Here is a 19,960-nt window from a genome sequence, read left to right as displayed (position 1 = left end):
TAAACGTTTGAGAACAATAGGAGACCTTTTAACACTATGCGTCCGCTTGCCTGATGCAAGCAAAACCGCAGTCCTTGACCCTATAACGAGTCGTTATTTTCTTCCCTTTCAGGTTGTGTTGCGATGAAAACACCGCTGAGCGTGCCGACATCTCCGGCAATAATGAATGTCCCCCCGAAACTGTCCGGCGGGCCAGGCCGGTCAGCGCTGGCAAATTGCGATGATTCTAGCAAAGCGCGAATCGGCGTCGCCGCACGCCCGACCTGGAACGGGATCTGGCGGCTGCCGTCTTGCTGCGTGAAAAACACCTGCCCCTGCCCCGAACTGGTCACCCGCGTGCCGCAGAGGCCCAGCCGCGTCCACTGCACGCCCTCGAACGGCAGACCGGCAGCGCTTGCGTCCACGGTAAACTGTGCCTGCTGCGATCCGTACCCAATATCGGCGGTGAAGTTGGCAGTCTTGACCGTGGTGATCGGCGCCCCCGCGTCGGGGGATGTCGTCAGCGTCAGCTGCACCTTGCCCACATAGACCACCCGGCCCGTCGTCGGGATTTCAAAGCCGGTCGGGCTCGGCCCCACCACCACCGGACCGTCATAATCAATCCGCTCCGCGCGGTACTTCATCGTATAGGCGGCGGGCAGTTGCCCGGCGATGCCAAGCCCGTCAATCGGTGTGGCCACCGACCGGCGGGACCCATCCAATGTGCCATCTTCCTGCGGGCGAATGCGGCGCAGGGTCTGATCGTTGAACACCAGATTACGCGGCAAGCCCTTGCGGGATGTCTTGCCGGTCACGAAAAACACATCGCTGCCCTCGGACGCCACCGGCTGCCGCAGATAGGACCCGGCCAGCCGCTTGCCTTCGCGGCGGGTCACGACGCAGGGTTCATCCGGCGCCAGCCCCAGCAACTCGAACGTCTTGCTGGTCTGCACCGCCTCCACCGCGCCGCAGCCCGCCAGCGCAAAGACCAGCAGATATGTGACCGCAACCTTCATGCGGCAGGCACCGGCTTTTGCGACACCAGCGTGCCTTCGGTGAGGTAGAAGGGAAACACCATGTTGTGGCGCTCGTTGGTCTCCACCACCGTGTAATTCAGCGTCACGGCCAGATGCCCCTCCAGCGCGGCGCGCACATCCACCGTGACGGCCCCCAGCTTGATGCGTGGCTCGAAAAACAGGATCGCCCGGGAAATCGCCACTTCGATCTCCGCTTCGGTCTCGCTGTTCATCGGCTCGAACACCAGATCATGCAGGCGGCAGCCGTAGTTGGGGTGCATGATCCGCTCGCCCGGGCGGGTCTCCATCAGGATGCGCAGGCTCTCGGCGATATCCTCTTCGGCCTGCACCAGACGGGCTTCGCCGGTGCCGTTGTCAAACGCGGGCGGAAAGGCCCAGCCGCGCCCCAGGAAAGACGGATCCGCCACCGCTAACCCCCGATCATCACGGTGGGGGCGCCCAGCACGATGCTGCCGCCATGCGAGGTGGTGTCGCCCATGCGCGCCGCGGGCATGCCGCCGATCATCACCGTGGCCGATCCCTTGACGATGGTCGCAGGCGGACCGACACAGGTGCAATTGTCACCCAGAACCGCCGCGGGCAGGCTCGCAATCAGCACCGTGGCCACGCCGGGGCCGATCACCGGCCCGCCGACATGGGGCACGATCCCCGTCACCATCGGGCAGGTCTGCATATCCGTGATCCGTGCTGCTGGTGGCATTGCCCTCTCCTCCCCCTAGTTGATCATGACCATCGCGCCCTTGACGGTCGTCTGACCGCCGGAGCTGACCTCGGCCGTGGCCCCGCCCTTGCCGGTGAACCCGACATCGCCCTCGGCGGTGACGTTCATGCCGCTGATGCTGGTGTCGCTGGTGGCCGCGATGGTCACCGCCCCCGTGGCCGTCAGAGAGATGTCGCCGGGGCTGCTGAGGTCGATCCCGCTGCTGGTCATCTCGATTTTGTTGCCGGTGGAATCCTGCAGCGTCACGCTGGTGGCATCATCATCCATCGTCACCTTGTGACCGCCGGGCGTCTCGATGGTGATGATCTTCTTCTCCTCGTCGAACGTCAGCTTCATCGCCTCGCGGGTCACGATGCCCTTGATGAAATTTTCCGCGGTCGGGGTCTCCGCTTGCGGGGTCTTGGCATTATGCACCGACCCCAGCACCACTGCCGCATTGGGATCGGCATTCAGAAACCCCACCAACACCTCGTCGTCAATCTCCGGCATGAACTGGATGCCCGCATCCTTGGAGGCATAGGGCTGCGCATAGCGGGCCCAGACCTCCGGGGCCGGGTCGGCGATCATCGGCAGCTTGATCTTAATCCGCATCTTGCTGTCAGGGTCTTCGTCGAGCTTGACCACCTTGCCGACCTGCAACCCATGGATGGGCGCGGCCAGCCCGGCGGCACTTTCGCCCTCGAAACCGGGCGCATCCACGTTCCAGCTGTCGGGCAGGCCCAGCATGGCCTCCGTGGTCCAGGCCCCCTCCTCGATGACCTGCCGCACGCCGCCCACATAGGCATCCCCGCTGAAGCGGTCGCCCAGCCCCACCAGTTCGATCACCGCGCCCGGCACAGCAAGACCGGAGCCCTGAAAGCTGCAGGTGCCCTGGATCGAGGCCAGCACCGTGCGCAAGGTGCGCGCATTGGTGACAAGCTTCAGATCCGCTGCCGGGATCTCGCGCGGGGTGTTGATCAGATGGTCGCGCCCGCCCAGCACATCGGCCAGATCGGAGGGCGTGTAGTTGCCCCATTTGCCCGTCGCCGGGTCCTTGCCTTTTTCCTGCACGATCTCCTGCGCCACGGAATCCCAGGCACTGGCCTGCGCGCCGCCCAGGCTGGTCTGGGCATCCACCCGCGCGTCAAAGCTGATCATATCGATCCCCAGCGTGACCGTCAGCGCCGCAGAACCATCCGCCTCGGGTGGTGCCGAGGTGACCTTGCCGTCGCTCACCGTCAGCACATGACCGTTCCGGTCCGCAAGGCTGCGCAGATAGCCCCAGTCGGTGCAGGCGTGGCGCAGGATGTCGCGCGCCGTATCCGTCGTTGCGGTGACCTCGGCAGACAAACCCGCATCCGACAGGATCTGCGCCATGACATCGCTGTCTTTCTTCTGCTCGTAAAACGCGGATTTGCGCGTGTGCGTCAGCTTGGCCGCCTTGTCGATGCACGACAGCTCCAGACGCGGCGCGCCCCGGGTGATGCGCAGGCGCTTGCCGATGATCACCCCCGTGAAGAGCGCCTGATCCGACCCGTCCCCATAGGCGGCGGCCATGGAAATCTCCGACCCGATCTTGAAGTCCGACCCATCCGCCTCGGGAAACTCATTCTCCGCGATGGACCCGGCCATCAACACCAGCTGCGCCTCGGGCAGGCGCCCCACGCCCGCGTCCACCTGCACGCGCGCGATCTGCAATTCATCATCGATTGCACTGCCCGCCACTTTGATCGTGACTGTGATCGGCCCGTCGGCGCCGGTATTGGGACTGTCAGCCATCGTTCCCCCTCATCGCATCGGCGGAAAGCGCAGCAGCGTGTTGGGCTGCAGATCGCGAAAACTGTCGAGCTCGTTTATCCGGGCAATCTCAAGGTATTTGCTGACGTCCTTGTAGACCCGCTGGCACAGGAGCGGCAGCGTATCGCCCTCCTGCACGCGGATCACATGGGTCATGTCAGGGGATTTGCGCTTGGCCTCCCGCGCCTCTTCCGCATCGGTCTTGGCCTCGACGAAATCAAGCTTGATCTTGGCCCGCAGCGCGGACCCATCGGGGTGGAACAGGTTGTAATCCACATTCAACGACGTCAGCCGCCCGAAAAACGCCTTGAGCCCCTTGCCCCAGATCACCTTGACCGGCGTCGGCTCATGTTCATCGCCATCGTAATCATAGGCAATGGTGCGCAGCTTATCGATCTGCTCGGCCACGGTCACACCGGCGGCATCCGGCACCACACCGGTGCCATCCAGCACGATGGTGAACCCCAGCTTTTCAGGCTCTGAGCGGGCGAATTTCGCCACCGGCGCGGATTTGCCAAGCGCGCCCGCCGTGCTGCTGCCCTCGCCCGTGCCGGAATATTTCAGCCCGAAACTGTGGGAATAATCCTGGGGGTTGATGGTGGCTTCAAAGGTATTGGCCTCCCCCTTCTGCTCCTTGATCTGCCCGTTCTGGATCTTGCAGCGGATGATCTTCAGCTTCGCCATGGATCAGCGATCCTGCGACCGGCGCTGCGCATCCGCCATCATCTCCCGCATGTCCTCCAGCAGGTCGCGCCGCATCTCCGCCAGCGCACGCGCCACATCCACACGCTCCTGCTCGGCAGCCCGCGGGGCGGGGCCAAACTGCCCCTTGACCACCAGCGATCCGATTTCAATCGCCATCACATCATCCTCTTCAAAGTCGTATAGGCCAGCTCGATCGTCTCGATGGCCAATTCGTTTTTCATCGCGTCAAAATTCCCGACGCTCCATTTCACCGGGAAGGCATTGCCCACCGACCAGGAGGCCACCGGAATCCGCATCTGGTTGAGCAGCGAGACGTTGATGTCCTTGGGCACAATCGCCTCGGCGAAATCCCCCTCCAGCGTGCTCTTGCACCATTGCACCAGCCCGCTGGCGGCGGTGGTCATCCCGCGTTTCAGCTGCAGATTGCTCCGGGTCGCCGGTTTCGGCAGCTGATGCACAAAACGGTTCTCGCCCCCCTCCACCAGCGGCTCCAGATCGATGCCGCTCTCCAGCCCGCTGACCTCCTGAAACGCCATATCCGGCACCGGCGGGACCATGCCCACAAACACCACCGAAAAATGAAACGCGACAGGAGGATCAAACAGGTCCATGAGGCTCAGGCGTTCTCGATCACAAAGCCTTCATGCGCGATCTCGATGCTCTCCACCGCGACCTCATTGCCATCGGCCTTCAGATCCGTGCCCGTGACCTTGACCGGAAAGGCGTTCTGCACCTTCCAGACCATCGTCGGGTTCTGACCCTCATCCAGCAGCGAAATCGTCAGCGCCTTGCGGGTGATCGTGTTCATCTTGATCTCGGCGAACCAGTCCCAGATGGCGTTGTCCTTGGCGAACACCCCCTTCTTCATGGTGATGTTCGAGGTCTTGATCATGCCGGGCATCTTGATGGTGGAAAACACCGGGTTGTTGCCCGCCCGGTATTCAATGGCCTCGCTCTCGATGTCGAGGCCCGAGACCTCCTGAAAGGCCAGCTCTGTATCGTCCCACTTGACCTGAAAGTGGAACTTGGGGAGCGGCCAGATGGCCTGCGTTTGTGCGGAACCGTCGTCTGCCATGTCTGATTTTCCTCTCTAACTCAGGATTTCTGCATTTGCTGCTGGAAGGTGATCTCGATGAATTCCGCAGGCCGCGTCACCGCCACCAGCACGGTAATCCGCAGGATGCCTTCCAGAATATCCACCGGCGTCATGGTCTCGCCCAGACCCACATGCACGGAAAACGCGTCCGTGGGCACAGCGCCCGCAAGACCGCCCTGTTTCCACACGGATGTCAGGAAGTTCTCGATCATCGAGCGCATGGTGACCCAGGTTTGCGCGTTGTTCGGCTCGAAGACGTAAGCCTTGGAGGCGAGCCGGATGGACTCCTCGATCATGATCATGGTCCGCCGCACGTTGATGTAGCGCCAATCCAGGCTGTTGCCGTCCAGCGTCCGCGCGCCCCAGACCAGTGTCCCCTCACCCACGAAAGGCCGGATCGCATTGATCGATTTACCGGTGGTCGAGACGTTGAGGTTCTCCTGCTCCTCGTGGCTGATGTTCACCATCGGCGCCACCACGGAATTCAGCGAGACATTGGCCGGCGCTTTCCAGACCCCCCGGCTGTTGTCGACCATCGTGTAGATGCCCGCCATTGCCGCCGAGGCGGGCATGGAATTCATGTAGCCGGTGATCTCGTTCATCACATCCGTGTACATCGGCACCACCGCGCGCAGCGTCTTGTCGATGGTCTCGGGCGACGGCCCGTCCGTTTCCACCCCGTCCTGGCTGTCGTTCATCAGGATGCGGATTTTCTGCGGCGGCTGCACCGCACCGCCGACCTCGATGGTATAGCTGACCGTGGCTTCCGGCCCCACAAAGGCAGGGTCCGGCGCAAAGGTGACCTTGCCGCCGCTGCCCACTTTCCAGGTGCCCACGCCTTCCTCGGTCTTGGCTTTGCCCGCGTCGGTATCCGCGTCCACCAGCTTCACGCTGGCCTTGTCGCCATCGGGATGATCCGCCGGGACATCGACCACGACAGAGGTGCCCGCCGCCACGGCAGGCGCGTCCAGCAGACCGCCGACAACCTCCACCGCAATGGTGCGCGCGTCGGTGGCGATCTCATTCTCATCGGTCACCACAAGGTCGAACTGCCCCGCATTGCCTTTCTCGGGATCGTGGATAAAGCTCACCTCACCCGCTTCCAGCTGCGCCTGGGTAAAGCTGGTCAGCGCATCGGTGCTGCCGGTCTTGACCAGCTTACCCGCCATACCGTCCTCGTCGCCCTCGACCAGATAGGTCAGCCCCTCGGCATCGCTCTCGTCATCGCTGGCGCTGATGTCGGTGGTGGTCAGCGCGATGGTCCCGCCCTTGGGCAGTGACAGGGTGAAATCCCCCATCAGCACCGGCGCTGAAATCCGCTCGATCTCGTGGCGCAGCTCGTCTGATTTGCCGACACTGCGGCGCATCAGCCCGATCAGCGTCTTGCGGCTGCCCGGCTCGATATTCTCAAAGGTAAAATCGCGCGACTGGTAGATCGAACTGTCGAGCCACGGGTAATAGGCCGCGCCGAAATCGAGGTTGTTGATGCCGATGTCATTGCGGAAGGTCGCCACCGGGTTGCCCAGCGGATCGGCCTGCGGCAGGTAGCCGCCCGACATGTCCAGAATGGCAAAGCGATTCTTCATGTCGTTGCCGCAATGCTTCAGCATTGCCTGCTGCACCTTGACCGCATTCTGCCGCACCAGCCGCGTGGTCTCGGGGATCACCACCATCGTGGGCTCCGGCTCTTTCTTCAGCCGCGCAATCGCCGCCAGCATCGCCTCGGCGTCGATCTCATCCGCCTCATAGGTGCCGATGGAGGTCACGTAACAGGCCCCGCCCCCGTTCTGGAAGAACAGCCGCATCGCACCGTAAAGGGCAAAGGCGCGGTTCTTCTGCACCAGCTCGTATTGCTCCTGCCCACGCGGGCCTTGGGTGGTGAACACCGCCCGGGGCAGTGCCGCAGGCTTGTCCGCCCCCTTCGCCGACAAGGGCGAGACATCATCGAAATCCTCATAGGGTTTGATCTCGAAACTCGGCTCCGGCGCACCGCCGAAATAGCTGTGAAACTCCGACATAGAGGTGATCCGCCACGGTGTGCCGTGCAGCGAAACATTCCCGTTCATCGCGGTCTGCGTGTACCCGATGAAGGCAGGCACCGCGGTGGCAACCTGAACGACCGAATTGGGAAACGCACTCTTCTCGACGACATATACACCGGGGGTCTTCATAGCCATTGTGGGCTCTCCTTTACCAAAGCGTGACGAAGATGTCGGATTGCAGGCGCGCAGGCGCACCCGATTCCGGGATGGGTTTGAACGGGGGGGTCGCCGCAGGCAGCACAGAGACCAGAGTCTCCGGCCCGAAGGCACCGGATTTCTGCAGGGCAAAACGTTCGCCGGGCCGCGCGCGGGCGGCCAGCGCTTCAGCGGTACGGATCACGCGGGCGGGCCGACCGTCGGGCAGGTCCAAAAGGCCAAGGTCCTCGAACCGCATCTCACCGGCGCTGTCGATCACCTCCAGCCCATCCAGATCGCGCATGCCGACCAGATGATAGGCCCAGTGGCTCTCCACCGCCTCCAGCGACAGCGTCAGATCGCGCAGCCCCTCTGCAGGCAGGTCAATCTCCAAAACACAGATATCCGCACCCAATGTGCGGGGGGCATCGGAGGGCGGCGCATCGCCCGCGTCCGGCAGGCCGACCTCCGCCACCTGCAACGGGGCCGCAACCGCCGCCCCCCTGCCCCAGACCACACCGCGCGTGACCTGCATCACGTGATCCGATTGCGCCGTGACGGTCAACTGCACGGCATCCGGCCGCGCCTCTGCCTCATCCGCCAGCACATGCACCACCGCGCCACGCTTGCGCAACAGGCACCCGGCCCGGCCAAAGCCCTGTGCATCGGTTGCGGCCACCGACAACGGCGGAACCCCGGAGCCGAAATACGCATGCCTCAGCGAGAGGCGCAGTATCTCGGCATAGGCCATCAGACGGCTTCCGCCTCGGCCCGCTGCGATGGCGCGGTAATGGTCGGCGTCACACCGGCAACCGCGCCCGCATCAATCAGAACCGACCGCATCTTGAACATGATCGACGGCACATAGCGTCCGCCCAGATTGGACCAGAGCTGTGAAATCTCATCCACGCTCAGGTTGCTCACCTCAACGGTCAGCTGCGACAGACCCGGTGGCATATCGGGCGTGTTCTGCGGCGTGAAGACCGGCTGCGCCTGAAAGAACATCAGGGCAGCAGAGATCAGCTTGAGCCCCTCGCCGTAAAGATCCGCGTCATGGCCCGAGGCCACGATGAAATAGACATCCACATGCATCGGCTGCGCCTGCGCCACCGGCCCTGCCCCGCCGCCCGGGCGCGATCTGGGCACCGCATCGCGGGAGATGTTGGTCAGGAAAAGCGCCAGCCGGTTGCGCGCGGCCTGCGCGGGTTTGCCGTCGGCATCGGTCAGCGAGGACAGGTTCACCAGGTCTTCGGCCACCGAAAACCGCACCCTGAGGTGATCATTCAGCCGATCACGTACGAGTTGAAGTGCCTGGTCAATCATCGACAATATTCCGCCCGCCACCCGCCTACGAAAACGTGTGGGCGGATAGAAAATTCAACTTTAGTTTGAATTTACCGTACCGACCCGCCGCCAAAAAGCAAGCGCCCTTTCCCTTACGTAAAGTTAACGGACCCGACCCAAAGCCTTAACAAGGCCCGTCAGCACCAGCCCCAAAGCCAAAAACCAAAGCGAAACATAAAGATAGGTGACAAGCAGGAAGGGTGCGCTTTCGTTCTGGGAAATAATGATGTTTGCCCGGCCCACGATCTCATCCGCGCCGATGACCGACGCCGTGGCAGAGGCCATGATGATGATCAGGAAGTACTGCACCCAGGCGACCCAAAAGGTCTCCCCAGCACCGGAGAGGCCCGTCCGGCGCTGCTCGAAATAGCCGCGCGCCTGGTCCGAGGTGAAACCAATCACCGGGAAGGTCAGTGCCAGCGTTGCCTTGATCCAGAGCGGCACCGCCATGATCGTGCCGCCGATCGTCACCTCGCTGGGGATCATCGAGGCCATGTAGAAGAGCAGCACAAAACTGGGCACATTGCGGCAGACATTGGTCCCCAGATGCGCCAGCTGCCCCGCCCCGAGGATGCGGCGCGCCCGGAGCCAGCCCAAAGCACCGCCGATTATCGTTCCCATCGCCATGGACAGCACCGAGATCAGCAGGTTGGTCCCAAAGCCGCCCGCGAGATAGCCGGTATGGCTCAGCAGCACCTCGATCATCGCGCCCCCTCCCGCACGACCCAGCCACGCAAGCGCCGAAAGAGCCACAGAACCCCCAGCATCAGCAGAAAGTAAAAGACCAGCAGCCCGTTCATGAAGGTGCTAACATCGCCGCCCTCGGAGACGATCAGATTGACAGTGGACACCAGCTCCGCCAGCGCGATGGCGCTCGCCATGCCCGCTGCTTTCACGATGTTCACGCAGGCCGCCACCAGCCCGTCATAGGCCCGCTGAAACGCACCCGGCACCAGCGCCCAGACGGTGGCCCCGGGCCGTTCGCCGCGTTCCTGCGCCAGCGCGTGCGACAGCAAAACCGCGTTTGTAGAGCCTGCATAGAGCGACAGGATTAGGGCGGCGACCCCAAAGGCCCCTGGGGTGATCAGCGCTGATTGCGCCAGCACCCCGCCAAGGCCAAAGAACACGATATACATCTGCAGGATCGGCGGCGTCATCCGCGCGACGGTCACCAGAATGCGTTGCGGCGCCAGCAGCAGGCGCGCCCAGAGGCCCCGCCCGCGCAGCGCCGCATCCATCAGCCCCAGCGCCAGACCCACCGCCAGCGCCCCCAGGATCGCCACCGTCGAGAGCGCCAGCGTCAGCCCCAGCCCGCGCATCAACCGCCCCCGGCTGTAGGCATCGTGAAAAACCCGCAGATCAATCCCGGTGCGGTCCCGCAGGGTGAGCATCCAGGCAGGCGGGGGCTCGGTCTCTTCGGCCTGCGGGAAGGGTGGCGCGCCCAGACAGGGGGCGGGCAAGGGATCCCCCCGGCACGGAGACGGCTGCGCCCAGGCCGCGTTCAGCCCCTGCAAATAGGCGCTCTCCCCGATCTGCCATTTCCGCTCCAGCGCCAGAATATGCCCGGTCGCGTGCCACTCTCCGATCATCGCGGAGACAAACCGCCCAAGCGTCGCCTCGGCCTCCCCCTGCGCCACGGCAATCGCCCAGGGCGTGACCAGGATACGCTCCTCCATCACGGTATAGGGATCGTCCGCATTGGCCAGCACCCGCTGCACCAGCGCCGTGTCGTCAAAGGCCCAGGCAACGCAGCGCCCAAAGGACAGCGCCATCTTGGCTTCGCGATTGGCCGGAAAATACTGGCCCGCCACGCCGTAGGTTTCTTCCAGCGTGCGGTTGTAATAGGCGCCCTGCGTCATGCAGACGGGCTGACCGCGCAAATCCTCCCAGGACTGATGCGCCCGGTCTCCCGGCCCGTAGGCCACAACCCCGCTCGAATAATAACTGGGCTCCAGCAACCCCGCCTGCGCCCGCCGCGTGACCGTGTCGCCCATGGTGGCGATCACCACGTCGATGACCCCCTGGTTCACCCGCGCCAGCCGGTTCGAGGCGGTCACGGAGACCAGCTCCAGCTTGACCCCCATCCGCGCGGCCAGTGCCCGGGCCAAATCAGGCTCTAACCCGGTGATATTGCCCTCTGCATCCAGCATGCCCCAGGGCGGGTAGTCGGTTTTCACCCCCACGATCAGCGTGCCGCGCTGCAGGATATGGGCCAGCCGCCCGTCAACAGTCTCTGGCAGCTGCACCTGCGCCAGCACCACCTGCCCCCACAAGCAGAAAACCACGCTCAGAAACCGAATCACGGCACGGCCACGGCAATCAACCCATAGCCCAGCCGCGCCGGACACATCCGCACCAGCAGGCTGTCGATCCAGCGCAGCGGCGCATGGGTGGTCAGCAGGCTTTCGGACAGCACGCTTTCGGCGCGCAGGCTATCGACCCGGAACCCGGCCTCGGAAAGCTCGGCGCGCAGACGGTCCGGGTCGTAAAGCTGATAGGGCAATGTGACCTCGGTGCCCTCCATGGTACGGGTGTAGCGGATCAGCCCCTGCGCCGCGGGTCCCGCCGCCCGCTGTTCCCGCAGGAAGCGACGCGCCTTGTTAGGGACGGATATCAGCAACCGCCCGGTCTCCGGTTTCAGCAACCGGCGCATCTGGCGCAGGGTCGCAATCCGCGCCGCCCGGTCGTCGATATGCGCCAGCACGCCAAAGAGACAGAGCACCAGATCGGCCCGTCCCTGCGCCCTGACATGCGCCTCCAGCGCCGCTACCTCCGGGCCCAGCACCTGCAGGTCGGACCACCCCATCTCCGCCGCCCGCGCCGCCAGCATCTCCAGCGCTGCGGGGTTAATGTCGAACCCGGCCGCCACCCCTGCCCGCCCTTTGAGACGCAGCAGATAGCGCCCGTTGCCACAGCCGAAATCGATCACGTGACCGCCCGGCGGCAGCAGCGCCAGCATCCGCCGCCAAGTGGACAGATTGGGGCTCGGGTAGCGCCGGTCGTAATGCCCGGACCGGAAATAGAGCAGATAGGACTGTGTCGTCAGATCCTGCGGTGCCGCGGCGCGTATCTCCTCATGCTGGCCCATCAGTTCGGCGCAATCGCGCCGGAACCCAGCGTGTTTTCGATCCGCTTGCGCCAGTCGGTGTCGCGCATCCGCTCGATCAGCGCACTGTCGATGGCCCGACGCAGATCGTCGTTGCTGCCCGCACGCGTGATCGCCCAGCCATAGGGCTCGTTCCGGTAGACACTGTCCTGCACGGTGATCTGCCCGTCATAAGGCGACCGCCGCGACATATAAGACAGCGCAATCCAGTCGCCCAGCACCGCCTGCACCTTGCCCTGATAGAGCTCCTCGACCCCCTCCTTCCACGTGGGCGTCAACACGACACCGCCGGGCAAGCCATCCGCCGGCATGGCTTCGATCTTGCGCGTGTTGGCATTGTGACCTTCGCACGCCAGCCACTGCGCCCGCGCTTTCAGCTTTTCCTGTTTCTCGCTGCCCTCATCGGCGCGAAACGCCGCCTCCGTCGTCTCCCGCCGCAAAAACTCCTGCGCCGTCGAACAGCGCAGCACGGCGATGTTCAGCCCCGGCAGAGCCTGCGCGGAGACCGGCGGATTCCCCCCGATGGCCCCGACAAAAGCCGAGGTGATCACACCCAGGATCATCGCCGACAGCGCCGTGCCCACCACCGCCATGATCATCTCGAAAATCTTGCCCATCAGCGTTGCAAACCCATCGCCGATCCCCTTCAGCCCGGACGTGCGCGCAACCGCCTCCAGCATATAGGCCATCCAGGTCCGCACGACACCGGGTGGCGGATCATCCTCCGACCCCGTCGCAAGGTTCAGCATGAAGGCCCGCAACAAAAACGCGGTCACAAGGTTCAGCAGCAAAAACAGAATGATCGCCCGCGCGACCGTAGGCTGAAACACCGTGTCCGTGATGGTCTCGATCGCCACCTCGAAATCGATCGCCCCATCCTGCGCCACCGCCAGCGTCAGCCCCGATGACAGGTACTGCTGGCTGAAATCATAGGTCAGCATCCGCTCCGACGTGATGGTCAGGGGCGAGATCACCACATCCACCGTGCCCCGGCGCAACCCCTGCTCCTGCGCATCGATGCTGTCGCAATTCACAAAGGCCGTGGTCTTGTCGATATCCGTCGACACCGAATGCCACAGGTCCACCGCGAACCCGCGCGGCATGCCATCCGGCCCCATGTAGGTGAAGGGTTCCGCCGACCGCACGGCCACCACCAGATCGTGGTCACCCTCGGGCACCTCACAGGCCCCGACGGGCAAGGCGAAGGTCAGCGTCAGGATCAGCAGCAGACCAAGACGGCAAAGGATCGGGCAGCGGTGGGACATGCGTAAAGGAGCCTTAACGTTCCGGTGTGGTGGTGTTGGTGGCGGTCGACAACAGGTGCCCGCGGATGGATTTGCCCTGCGCCACCCCACCGGCGCCCAGGGACATCGCCTTGGCCCCCATCATATCGGCTTCCTTTTCAAGACCGGCGTCATCGTTGATCTGGACATCATCCTTGAGCTGCCGGGTCGGGCGCACCCTGCCCTGCGCCTGCTGCACCGTGTGCCAGGCCTCATGTGGCAGGTGTTTTTCCTGACCGCTGGCAAGGTGAATATCGGTACCCTGCGCATAGGCATGGGCGCCGACCTTCTGCGGCTCGGACGAATTGTAATGCACCTGGACAGCGCTCATATCCATGCCCGACAGGCGCTCGACCCCGCTGCGCAAAGCACCCGGCAATCCGCCTTTGGCACGCCCCTCTTCATCAACCGGTTTGAGCTGTGCCGCCCCCTGCCCCCATCGGGCCAGCTGCGCCACCACGGCGCTGTCATCGGCGCGCCGTTGCAACACAGTCAGGCTGCTGTCTTGCCGCGCAACCGCAGACATATCAGAGCTGTGCTGCGAGGACGCGGAGCTTCTGACAGGGGTCTGAACCGGAACGGATTTGCGGTCGGAGGCTGAAATCTGCGCCACGAGGATTCTCCTTATGGTGGCAGAGTAGCACCGGAACTCCCTTACGTCATTTGATCTTTGGTTAATCAAACCCTAACCGGCGCAGGAAGGTCACACCGGAGTGTTGCTTCATCATAAAGTATTGATTTAATTATATTTTATTCGCACACATACGATTCATCAGGTTTTTTTGATCTGGTAATTCATCACCACTTTCGCCAGATCGACCAGCAAAGCCTCCAGATCGTCTTCGGACACCTTCGTGTTGCGCATCTGGATCTGATAGCCCTTGGGCTGCTTCTTGGCTGTCATCGGAATACCGCGCACATCAAACCGCTGCACCGTGTCTCCGGTCAGCGCGGGCGGCAGCAAAGGCGACAGCCGTTCCCCCCGTTTCAGCTTCGGAACAATCGCCCGATACTGTCGTTTCGGCGTGGTAGAGATGTCCACTTCCTCAAGGATTTTGTCGCGCAATTCCAGGCAGGCCAGACCCAGCGAGACATCCCCCTGCCCCACGTTCAGCCGCTCCGCGATCTCGGTCTGGGTCAGCTCCCGCAGGCTTTCCGCCAGCAACCCGATGGAGATGAGTTCCTCGAACCCGTTGAGGTCCCGCCGCATGGTGTTCTCGTGGAACCGTTCTTCCAGATCGGCAAGGTCGCGGTCCCCCTGCACCGTGGCGATCACCGCCTTGACCGGCTGCCCCAGCGCCCGGCAGGCCTCCAGCCGTCGCCGCCCGGACTGGATGTAGAATTCCGCCGTGGTCTCCAGCGGGTTTGCGCGGTCCGCTTCCCAGGTCTCCTCCACCGGGCGCACGCGAATGGGCTGCGTCTGCCCGCGTCGTTTGATGTTGGCCACCAGCGCGGCGAAATCCTCATCTTCCTGCCAGGGCGCAATCCGGTCGCTGCCGACCTCATCCCGGATTTGGGAGGGTTCAAGGTCCAGCACCACCGTGCCCGCCATCACCCCCTGAAACAGGGAGCCATGCGCATCGTCGATCCGCTGCTTCAGCATGTTCATGGCCGACCCGGCCCACATGCCCCCCATGGCGCCCTTGCGGTCTGAATCCGTCTCTGCAGGGCCTGTCAGAGCCTCATCCGGGATTGAGGCATCGAGTTTGCGTTTGCGGGCCATCAGCTCCAGCGCTCCTCTATGAAGGTCTTGGCAAATTCTCTTGGGGGCAGCTCCGGCCAGATGCGCTGCACCAGCGCGTCATTGACTGCGTTGGCGTTGGCCATGAAAGCCTTGGCCGAGGCGCGCCGGGTCTTGGGCGGCATGTATTCATAGATGCTCTTGTACTCTTCGGCGGCGTTCGCAATGGCATCCGACCGGCTGTACCAGACCTGCATGACTTCACGCGGTGCCTTGCGGTAGAGGTCGAGGATCTGATCGGTGTCCTGCGTGTTCTGTTCCTGCACGATCGTTGGCAGAACCATATGCTCACCGGCGCCAATCTCGATATCTGCCTCGAACCCCATGATGAACTCCAGGTACTCGCCGATGTTGGACACATAGGTGGCCAGCGTCGCCAGATCGAAGCCCTTCATCGTCTGCGGGATCACCACATTATCCGCCGCCACCAGCCCGTTGAGCTGCATCAGCGTCAGTGAGGGCTGCTGGTCAATCACGATCACATCGACGGTTTCCGACAGGGCCCTTGTGTAGGCAGCCATATCAAAAGCTCCATCTTCTCCGCGGAGATCGTCATTCGCAGTGCGCGGCCCGTTGTCGGCATCCCATGTCGCGATGGCATCTTTCAGCACGCGGTAGACCGGCACCTGGGATTGCTGCGACATGAAAAACAGACTGATGTCGCCGTTCTGAATATTCGCCCCGCCCGGGATCAGCCGGACGCCGGGCCAGGGTGTGGATTGCCAGATCCGATCCAGATCGCGCCCGGACGGTGGGGTCAGCTTCACCGCAGCCGGATCGTCCACCCCCATAAAATCCGCCAGCGTCGGCGTGTCCGGCTCAAAAAGCGGCAGCTTTTCGTCAGCAAAATAGAGGCTGACGGTGGCCTGCGGGTCTGCGTCGATCACCCCCACGCGCAGCCCGTAGTGCAAGTTCACATATTGCGCAAAATGAGCGGCGCTCAAGGATTTGCCGGTCCCGCCTTTCTGCGCACCGAAAGTCACAACCTTGACCGGATCGCCCGCCTGTCGCCAGTGCAAGTAGGGTCGCTTCGCCGCCTTGTTCGAGCCGATGATCGCGCGGATCAGCATGATTTCAGAGGGCGAAAATGTCCGCTCCCGGCCCTGCTTTTCACCCTCCGGAAACGTCGCCTCTTCATTCGATATCCGGGTCAGATAGGTCGTGTCGACGGCCAGCAAGCTTGCAACTTCCACCATGGAAAACCGCCTTGCAACGCGGGTGCGCAGGGTTAAATCGCGCTGTAATTTGGTGTTCACCGCGCCCATGACCCGGCTCATATTCCGGATAAATTGCTCAAACTGCCCGTATGCCATCAATTATATCCACGGATATTTTTGTGTATTCATCCCTGATTTCGCCGGGATGAACGCTGTGTTCAAAGAACAGGAGGGCGTGTCTTTACGCAAGTGCTTTTGTGCCAGCCCCCAGCGTTTCAGGTAGCTTTTCAGCAGGTTTCTTTTCTGGGCATAGGCGGTGATGCCAGAAGCCTTCACAAGCTTTTCGAACTGCTGGATGGTCGGAAACTGGCGCCAATGCCGTGGCCAATGTTTCCGGATATGGACAATAATTTCCGCAGTTTCGCTCTCTGAAAAGCCGGACTTATGTAGCCATTCCACCTGCTCTGAGACTTGGGCCTCTCCTGAATCCAACCTCAATTCCGTCCAAAGTTTGGTAAGTTGTGCGGCTATATCCGCGGAGATGGATTCCGTTGCTCTGCGCGCGAGATGCTCGTCCGTTGATGTCAGCATTTGAGATGTGGGCATTGTCTTTGCGGACGGGTAGGGCGCGCCCTTGAAGCAGCGGGCCCATTGTCCAAGCAAGTGATCCAAATTGGATTCTAAATCCATCGCGGAGTGATTTTTATGGATATGATTTTTAGAATCCTTGAGGCGTTCACTGGGTTGAACACTGCGTTCAATTCTGGGCGTGGTTTTACCCCGCAACGATGACCGCCAATCCTGCCAGAACGTCACGCGATATTTGAGCCGGTAGTTGTAGCCGCTTGCGGTTTGCTGTTCCTCGGTCTCGATCAAATCCGCGCTACGTAACTCCTTGAGATAGCCGGAAATGGCGGACTTTGATCGGCCGGAGCGTTGGCTCAACTGATCCAGGGAGGGCCAGCAGTAGCCTTCAGTATTGGCCATGCGGCAGAGCTCTACCAGCGTGCGAAAGGCGCCTGGGCTCAGGTCGATGTCGAGGATCTCGACGGGGAGGGCAACGAACCCTTTTTTGCGGTCAAATGACGGGTGCTCGGACATATTTACCTCGTTGCTGCAATGCAAAAAGCTTGCAGGTTATGGGGTGTCGCGCTATCTTTGGGTATCAGATAAGGACAGCCGACATGGTTGTTTTGAATGAAGCCGAGTGGTTGCCGCCGCTCGGCTTTGTTTTTGCAGTTGCCAATACTACATCAGCGCCTCCTTTTGCGGCTGCGCAAAAAAGGGTCGGGGAAGGTCCTGCGGGTGACGCCGGACGCTCGTTGTCTTAAAGTGATCCCACATTTGGGCCGCCTGCTCAATTCACGGACTACTGCCGCGTTTTCTTGGTATTAAGGCCTATATAGCCCGAAATACCAAGACTATGGCAAGATTTTCTTTGCTTTGAGCGGGCAGTACATGAGTTGTATACTTTATCCCCTTATTTTCATAGCGTTTCCACAGGGGGTCGGCTGATCTGTAGAGCGGTTAGTTTCCCCGTGTACCCATGGGGCAGGGGGGCACGCTTGGCGAATCCCCCGGTACAGCGCGGAGGATGATTCCCCCGCAAAGTGGGTGGATGCATCGGTTTGGAAATGTCACAGCCTGCGCCGGTATTGGGTGTAAACGGGTGTGGTTGTGGGTTGCTTATTGGGTGTAAATGGGTGTATCTGCGGGTATGCTGACCACAGATACCCTGACCATCTCTCCCAAAATGCTCTCGCTGATCTCGGAGATCGACGAGTTCAAAGGCGCGTGGCGGGCGTTGGGGACACTGGCGCCGGAACGGCTGTCAGCGCTGCGGCGGGTGGCGACGATCGAGAGCATTGGCTCGTCCACCCGGATCGAAGGCAGCAAGCTGTCGGATGCGGAGGTGCGCCAGCTGCTGAGCAACATCGAGGTGCAGCCGTTCGAGACGCGCGATCAGCAGGAGGTGGCCGGATACGCCGAGGCGATGGAGACGATCTTTGCCGCCTGGGATCAGATCACCATTACCGAAAATCACATCCTGCAGCTGCACCGCGATCTGCTGCGGCACAGCGGCAAAGACGAGCGGCACCGCGGGGGGTACAAGACCGCCAGCAATTCCATCGCGGCCTTTGATGAAGACGGCGTGCAGATCGGCGTGGTGTTCGAGACCGCCTCGCCTTTTGACACGCCCCGGCTGATGCGGGAGCTGCTGGCGTGGTATGCGGAGCAGACCGAACGCAAGGCGCTGCATCCGCTGCTGATCATCGGGATATTCGTGGTGGTCTTTCTGGAAATCCACCCGTTTCAGGATGGCAACGGGCGGCTGAGCCGGGTGCTGACCACGCTGCTGATGCTGCGCGCGGGCTATTCCTACGTGCCCTACGGGTCGATGGAGAGCGTGATCGAGCAGAGCAAGGAGGCCTATTACCTGGCGCTGCGCCAGACCCAGAGCACCATTCGTACGGCCCATCCGGACTGGCAGCCGTGGATGGAGTTTTTCCTTAGTGCGGCGCAGCGCCAGATGTCGCGGCTGAAGACGCGGGTGGAGCGGGAGCGGCTGATGATGGGGGCGCTGCCGGAACTGGCGGCGGAACTGGTGCAGCTGACGCGGGACCACGGGCGGTTGACCATGGCGGAGGCCGCGCGGCTGACCGGGGCAAACCGGAACACGCTGAAACAGCATTTCCGCAAGCTGGTGGACGACGGGCATCTGACGCTGCACGGGCGGGCGCGGGGGGCGTGGTACGCGCTGCCCTGAAGGGCAGGGGGGTCAGGACTGCAGCCAGCCGAAGGGGCGGCCCATGATCAGCTGGCGCAGGCCAAAGGCGGCGCCGGTGAAGATCGACAGAAAGACGATGGGGGCGTTCAGCGTGAGCAGCGAGAAGGCGGAAAGCCCCTGTCCGATGGTGCAGCCCATGGCCAGAATCGCGCCGAAGCCCATGAGGACCGCGCCCAGCACCTGACGTTTCAATTCGCGCGGGTCCTCGCAGGCTTCCCAGCGGAAATGCCCCTTGATCAGGCTGCCGATGAAGGCCCCGGCCAGCACGCCAAAGACCGCGCCGACGCCAAAGGTCAGCCCGCCGCCGCTGGAGGTCATCAGGAAGAGCAGCGTTTCGCCCAAAGGCGAGGTGAAGGTATGGCTGTTCACCGGGGCGGCGCCAAAGCGGGCGTCGGCCACCCATTGCGTGCCGGCCCAGCCGCTGACGATGGCGAGGCCCACCAGCGTGCCCCAGGCAAGCGCCTTGGGGCTGCGCAGAAAATCGCGGGACCAGAGGGCGGCGGTAGTGATCGCCGCGCTGATCAGCAGGCCGAAGGGCAGGGCAGGGAGGCCGGTGGCCATGCTCAGCAGTTGCGGGTAGCTGCGGGTTTGCGTTGATATTTCGGTGAGCGATAGACCGGCGAGGCGCAGCTGGGCCAGGGGCCCTGACAGCATGATATAGGCGCTGATCCCCATGACCAGCACGATCACGAAAGAGCGCAGATCGCCGCCGCCGAACCGCGCCAGCGCGCCGAACCCGCAGTTGCCCGCCAGCGACATGCCATAGCCGAAGAGAAGCCCGCCGGTGATGGCAAAGGCGGGCGACCAGGGGGCCAGATGATAGATGGTCTGTGCGGGATCGAGCGCGCCGAGGGCCACGAGGCCGAAGGTGCCGAGGCCCGCCACCCCGATGGCCAGTATCCACATACGCAGCCGTATGTCGCTGCCCTGATAGAGCGCGTCTTCGATGGCGCCAAGGGTGCAGAAACGTCCAAGTCGTGCGGCGAGTCCCAGGATGAGGCCGCCCCCAAGCCCGATCAGGGCCAAAAGCCCTGCGTCTGAAATGCTGTC

The 19,960-nt window shown here is 62.7% G+C and carries 21 protein-coding genes; 1 reads left to right on the top strand and 20 read right to left on the bottom strand.

What is annotated here, in order from left to right; translation table 11 throughout:
• Positions 1-80: 80 nt before the first annotated feature.
• From Q1A52_RS21695 to Q1A52_RS21605, 19 genes are all read right to left on the bottom strand, one after another.
• Entirely contained in the window at positions 81-995 is a 915-nt protein-coding gene (locus tag Q1A52_RS21695) for a hypothetical protein (protein WP_300019844.1), read from the bottom strand.
• On the bottom strand, positions 992-1,423 hold the full coding sequence (locus Q1A52_RS21690) for a GPW/gp25 family protein (protein WP_195822705.1): 432 nt from the start codon (positions 1,421-1,423) through the stop codon (positions 992-994). Before Q1A52_RS21690 ends, Q1A52_RS21695 begins: the two co-directional genes overlap by 4 nt.
• Positions 1,424-1,425: 2 nt before the next feature.
• Entirely contained in the window at positions 1,426-1,716 is a 291-nt protein-coding gene (locus tag Q1A52_RS21685) for a PAAR domain-containing protein (RefSeq protein WP_300019843.1), read from the bottom strand.
• A gap of 15 nt (positions 1,717-1,731) precedes the next feature.
• Positions 1,732-3,495, bottom strand: a complete 1,764-nt coding sequence (locus tag Q1A52_RS21680; RefSeq protein ID WP_300019842.1) for a phage baseplate assembly protein V — start codon at positions 3,493-3,495, stop codon at positions 1,732-1,734.
• Between the two features lie 9 nt (positions 3,496-3,504).
• Positions 3,505-4,197: a peptidoglycan-binding protein gene (locus Q1A52_RS21675; RefSeq protein ID WP_299869632.1), complete on the bottom strand. Its 693-nt coding sequence runs from the start codon at positions 4,195-4,197 to the stop codon at positions 3,505-3,507.
• A 3-nt stretch (positions 4,198-4,200) separates the two neighbouring features.
• Positions 4,201-4,374 (bottom strand): hypothetical protein, encoded by a 174-nt coding sequence (locus tag Q1A52_RS21670; RefSeq protein WP_195822709.1) that lies wholly within the window; start codon positions 4,372-4,374, stop codon positions 4,201-4,203.
• Entirely contained in the window at positions 4,374-4,829 is a 456-nt protein-coding gene (locus tag Q1A52_RS21665; protein ID WP_195822710.1) for a phage tail protein, read from the bottom strand. The genes Q1A52_RS21670 and Q1A52_RS21665 overlap by 1 nt, the downstream gene beginning before the upstream one ends.
• Positions 4,830-4,834: 5 nt before the next feature.
• Positions 4,835-5,293: a phage tail protein gene (locus Q1A52_RS21660; protein WP_195822711.1), complete on the bottom strand. Its 459-nt coding sequence runs from the start codon at positions 5,291-5,293 to the stop codon at positions 4,835-4,837.
• A 20-nt stretch (positions 5,294-5,313) separates the two neighbouring features.
• A complete protein-coding gene (locus Q1A52_RS21655) occupies positions 5,314-7,491 on the bottom strand; it encodes a cadherin-like domain-containing protein (protein ID WP_300019841.1) in 2,178 nt (725 codons plus the stop codon).
• Positions 7,492-7,504: 13 nt separating this feature from the next.
• Positions 7,505-8,242 carry a hypothetical protein gene (locus Q1A52_RS21650; protein ID WP_300019840.1) on the bottom strand — a complete coding sequence of 246 codons (738 nt, stop codon included), beginning with the start codon at positions 8,240-8,242 and terminating at the stop codon, positions 7,505-7,507.
• Positions 8,242-8,814, bottom strand: a complete 573-nt coding sequence (locus Q1A52_RS21645; protein WP_300019839.1) for a DUF4255 domain-containing protein — start codon at positions 8,812-8,814, stop codon at positions 8,242-8,244. Before Q1A52_RS21645 ends, Q1A52_RS21650 begins: the two co-directional genes overlap by 1 nt.
• 123 nt (positions 8,815-8,937) lie before the next feature.
• Positions 8,938-9,540: a hypothetical protein gene (locus Q1A52_RS21640; RefSeq protein ID WP_300019838.1), complete on the bottom strand. Its 603-nt coding sequence runs from the start codon at positions 9,538-9,540 to the stop codon at positions 8,938-8,940.
• The gene (locus Q1A52_RS21635) at positions 9,537-11,120 is read right to left on the bottom strand and encodes a transporter substrate-binding domain-containing protein (protein WP_300019837.1); all 1,584 of its coding nucleotides are present in this window, start codon (positions 11,118-11,120) and stop codon (positions 9,537-9,539) included. Before Q1A52_RS21635 ends, Q1A52_RS21640 begins: the two co-directional genes overlap by 4 nt.
• A 14-nt stretch (positions 11,121-11,134) precedes the next feature.
• Positions 11,135-11,923, bottom strand: coding sequence for a class I SAM-dependent methyltransferase (locus tag Q1A52_RS21630; protein WP_300019836.1), 789 nt, complete (start codon positions 11,921-11,923; stop codon positions 11,135-11,137).
• Positions 11,923-13,206, bottom strand: coding sequence for a transporter substrate-binding domain-containing protein (locus Q1A52_RS21625; RefSeq protein ID WP_300019835.1), 1,284 nt, complete (start codon positions 13,204-13,206; stop codon positions 11,923-11,925). The genes Q1A52_RS21630 and Q1A52_RS21625 overlap by 1 nt, the downstream gene beginning before the upstream one ends.
• 13 nt (positions 13,207-13,219) lie before the next feature.
• Entirely contained in the window at positions 13,220-13,837 is a 618-nt protein-coding gene (locus tag Q1A52_RS21620) for a DUF4157 domain-containing protein (RefSeq protein WP_300019834.1), read from the bottom strand.
• A gap of 159 nt (positions 13,838-13,996) precedes the next feature.
• The gene (locus Q1A52_RS21615; protein WP_300019833.1) at positions 13,997-14,947 is read right to left on the bottom strand and encodes a ParB N-terminal domain-containing protein; all 951 of its coding nucleotides are present in this window, start codon (positions 14,945-14,947) and stop codon (positions 13,997-13,999) included.
• On the bottom strand, positions 14,947-16,242 hold the full coding sequence (locus Q1A52_RS21610; RefSeq protein WP_300019832.1) for a ParA family protein: 1,296 nt from the start codon (positions 16,240-16,242) through the stop codon (positions 14,947-14,949). Before Q1A52_RS21610 ends, Q1A52_RS21615 begins: the two co-directional genes overlap by 1 nt.
• Before the next feature lie 39 nt (positions 16,243-16,281).
• Positions 16,282-17,223: a helix-turn-helix domain-containing protein gene (locus Q1A52_RS21605; RefSeq protein ID WP_300019831.1), complete on the bottom strand. Its 942-nt coding sequence runs from the start codon at positions 17,221-17,223 to the stop codon at positions 16,282-16,284.
• A 616-nt stretch (positions 17,224-17,839) separates the two neighbouring features.
• Between Q1A52_RS21605 and Q1A52_RS21600 the strand changes: the two genes are divergently transcribed.
• Complete coding sequence (locus Q1A52_RS21600) at positions 17,840-18,889, top strand: Fic family protein (protein ID WP_300019830.1); 1,050 nt, start codon at positions 17,840-17,842, stop codon at positions 18,887-18,889.
• 12 nt (positions 18,890-18,901) lie between these two features.
• Here Q1A52_RS21600 and Q1A52_RS21595 read toward each other — a convergent pair whose 3' ends face one another.
• Positions 18,902-19,954, bottom strand: coding sequence for a YeeE/YedE family protein (locus tag Q1A52_RS21595; RefSeq protein WP_300019898.1), 1,053 nt, complete (start codon positions 19,952-19,954; stop codon positions 18,902-18,904).
• Positions 19,955-19,960: the final 6 nt, after the last annotated feature.

Origin of the sequence: uncultured Roseobacter sp., assembly GCF_947488185.1 — a bacterium.
Classification (GTDB): domain Bacteria; phylum Pseudomonadota; class Alphaproteobacteria; order Rhodobacterales; family Rhodobacteraceae; genus Roseobacter.
The sequence above is the reverse complement of the archived record's forward strand: the minus strand, read 5'-3'. Positions and strand labels throughout refer to the sequence as shown.

Bases quoted from the DNA above. Each gene is read 5' to 3' on its own strand.
- Q1A52_RS21695 (WP_300019844.1), bottom strand. From the start codon at position 995: ATGAAGGTTGCGGTCACATATCTGCTGGTCTTTGCGCTGGCGGGCTGC.
- Q1A52_RS21685 (WP_300019843.1), bottom strand. From the start codon at position 1,716: ATGCCACCAGCAGCACGGATCACGGATATGCAGACCTGCCCGATGGTG.
- Q1A52_RS21680 (WP_300019842.1), bottom strand. From the start codon at position 3,495: ATGGCTGACAGTCCCAATACCGGCGCCGACGGGCCGATCACAGTCACG.
- Q1A52_RS21675 (WP_299869632.1), bottom strand. From the start codon at position 4,197: ATGGCGAAGCTGAAGATCATCCGCTGCAAGATCCAGAACGGGCAGATC.
- Q1A52_RS21670 (WP_195822709.1), bottom strand. From the start codon at position 4,374: ATGGCGATTGAAATCGGATCGCTGGTGGTCAAGGGGCAGTTTGGCCCC.
- Q1A52_RS21665 (WP_195822710.1), bottom strand. From the start codon at position 4,829: ATGGACCTGTTTGATCCTCCTGTCGCGTTTCATTTTTCGGTGGTGTTT.
- Q1A52_RS21660 (WP_195822711.1), bottom strand. From the start codon at position 5,293: ATGGCAGACGACGGTTCCGCACAAACGCAGGCCATCTGGCCGCTCCCC.
- Q1A52_RS21655 (WP_300019841.1), bottom strand. From the start codon at position 7,491: ATGGCTATGAAGACCCCCGGTGTATATGTCGTCGAGAAGAGTGCGTTT.
- Q1A52_RS21650 (WP_300019840.1), bottom strand. From the start codon at position 8,242: ATGGCCTATGCCGAGATACTGCGCCTCTCGCTGAGGCATGCGTATTTC.
- Q1A52_RS21645 (WP_300019839.1), bottom strand. From the start codon at position 8,814: ATGATTGACCAGGCACTTCAACTCGTACGTGATCGGCTGAATGATCAC.
- Q1A52_RS21640 (WP_300019838.1), bottom strand. From the start codon at position 9,540: ATGATCGAGGTGCTGCTGAGCCATACCGGCTATCTCGCGGGCGGCTTT.
- Q1A52_RS21630 (WP_300019836.1), bottom strand. From the start codon at position 11,923: ATGGGCCAGCATGAGGAGATACGCGCCGCGGCACCGCAGGATCTGACG.
- Q1A52_RS21625 (WP_300019835.1), bottom strand. From the start codon at position 13,206: ATGTCCCACCGCTGCCCGATCCTTTGCCGTCTTGGTCTGCTGCTGATC.
- Q1A52_RS21615 (WP_300019833.1), bottom strand. From the start codon at position 14,947: ATGGCCCGCAAACGCAAACTCGATGCCTCAATCCCGGATGAGGCTCTG.
- Q1A52_RS21610 (WP_300019832.1), bottom strand. From the start codon at position 16,242: ATGAGCCGGGTCATGGGCGCGGTGAACACCAAATTACAGCGCGATTTA.
- Q1A52_RS21605 (WP_300019831.1), bottom strand. From the start codon at position 17,223: ATGTCCGAGCACCCGTCATTTGACCGCAAAAAAGGGTTCGTTGCCCTC.
- Q1A52_RS21600 (WP_300019830.1), top strand. From the start codon at position 17,840: ATGCTGACCACAGATACCCTGACCATCTCTCCCAAAATGCTCTCGCTG.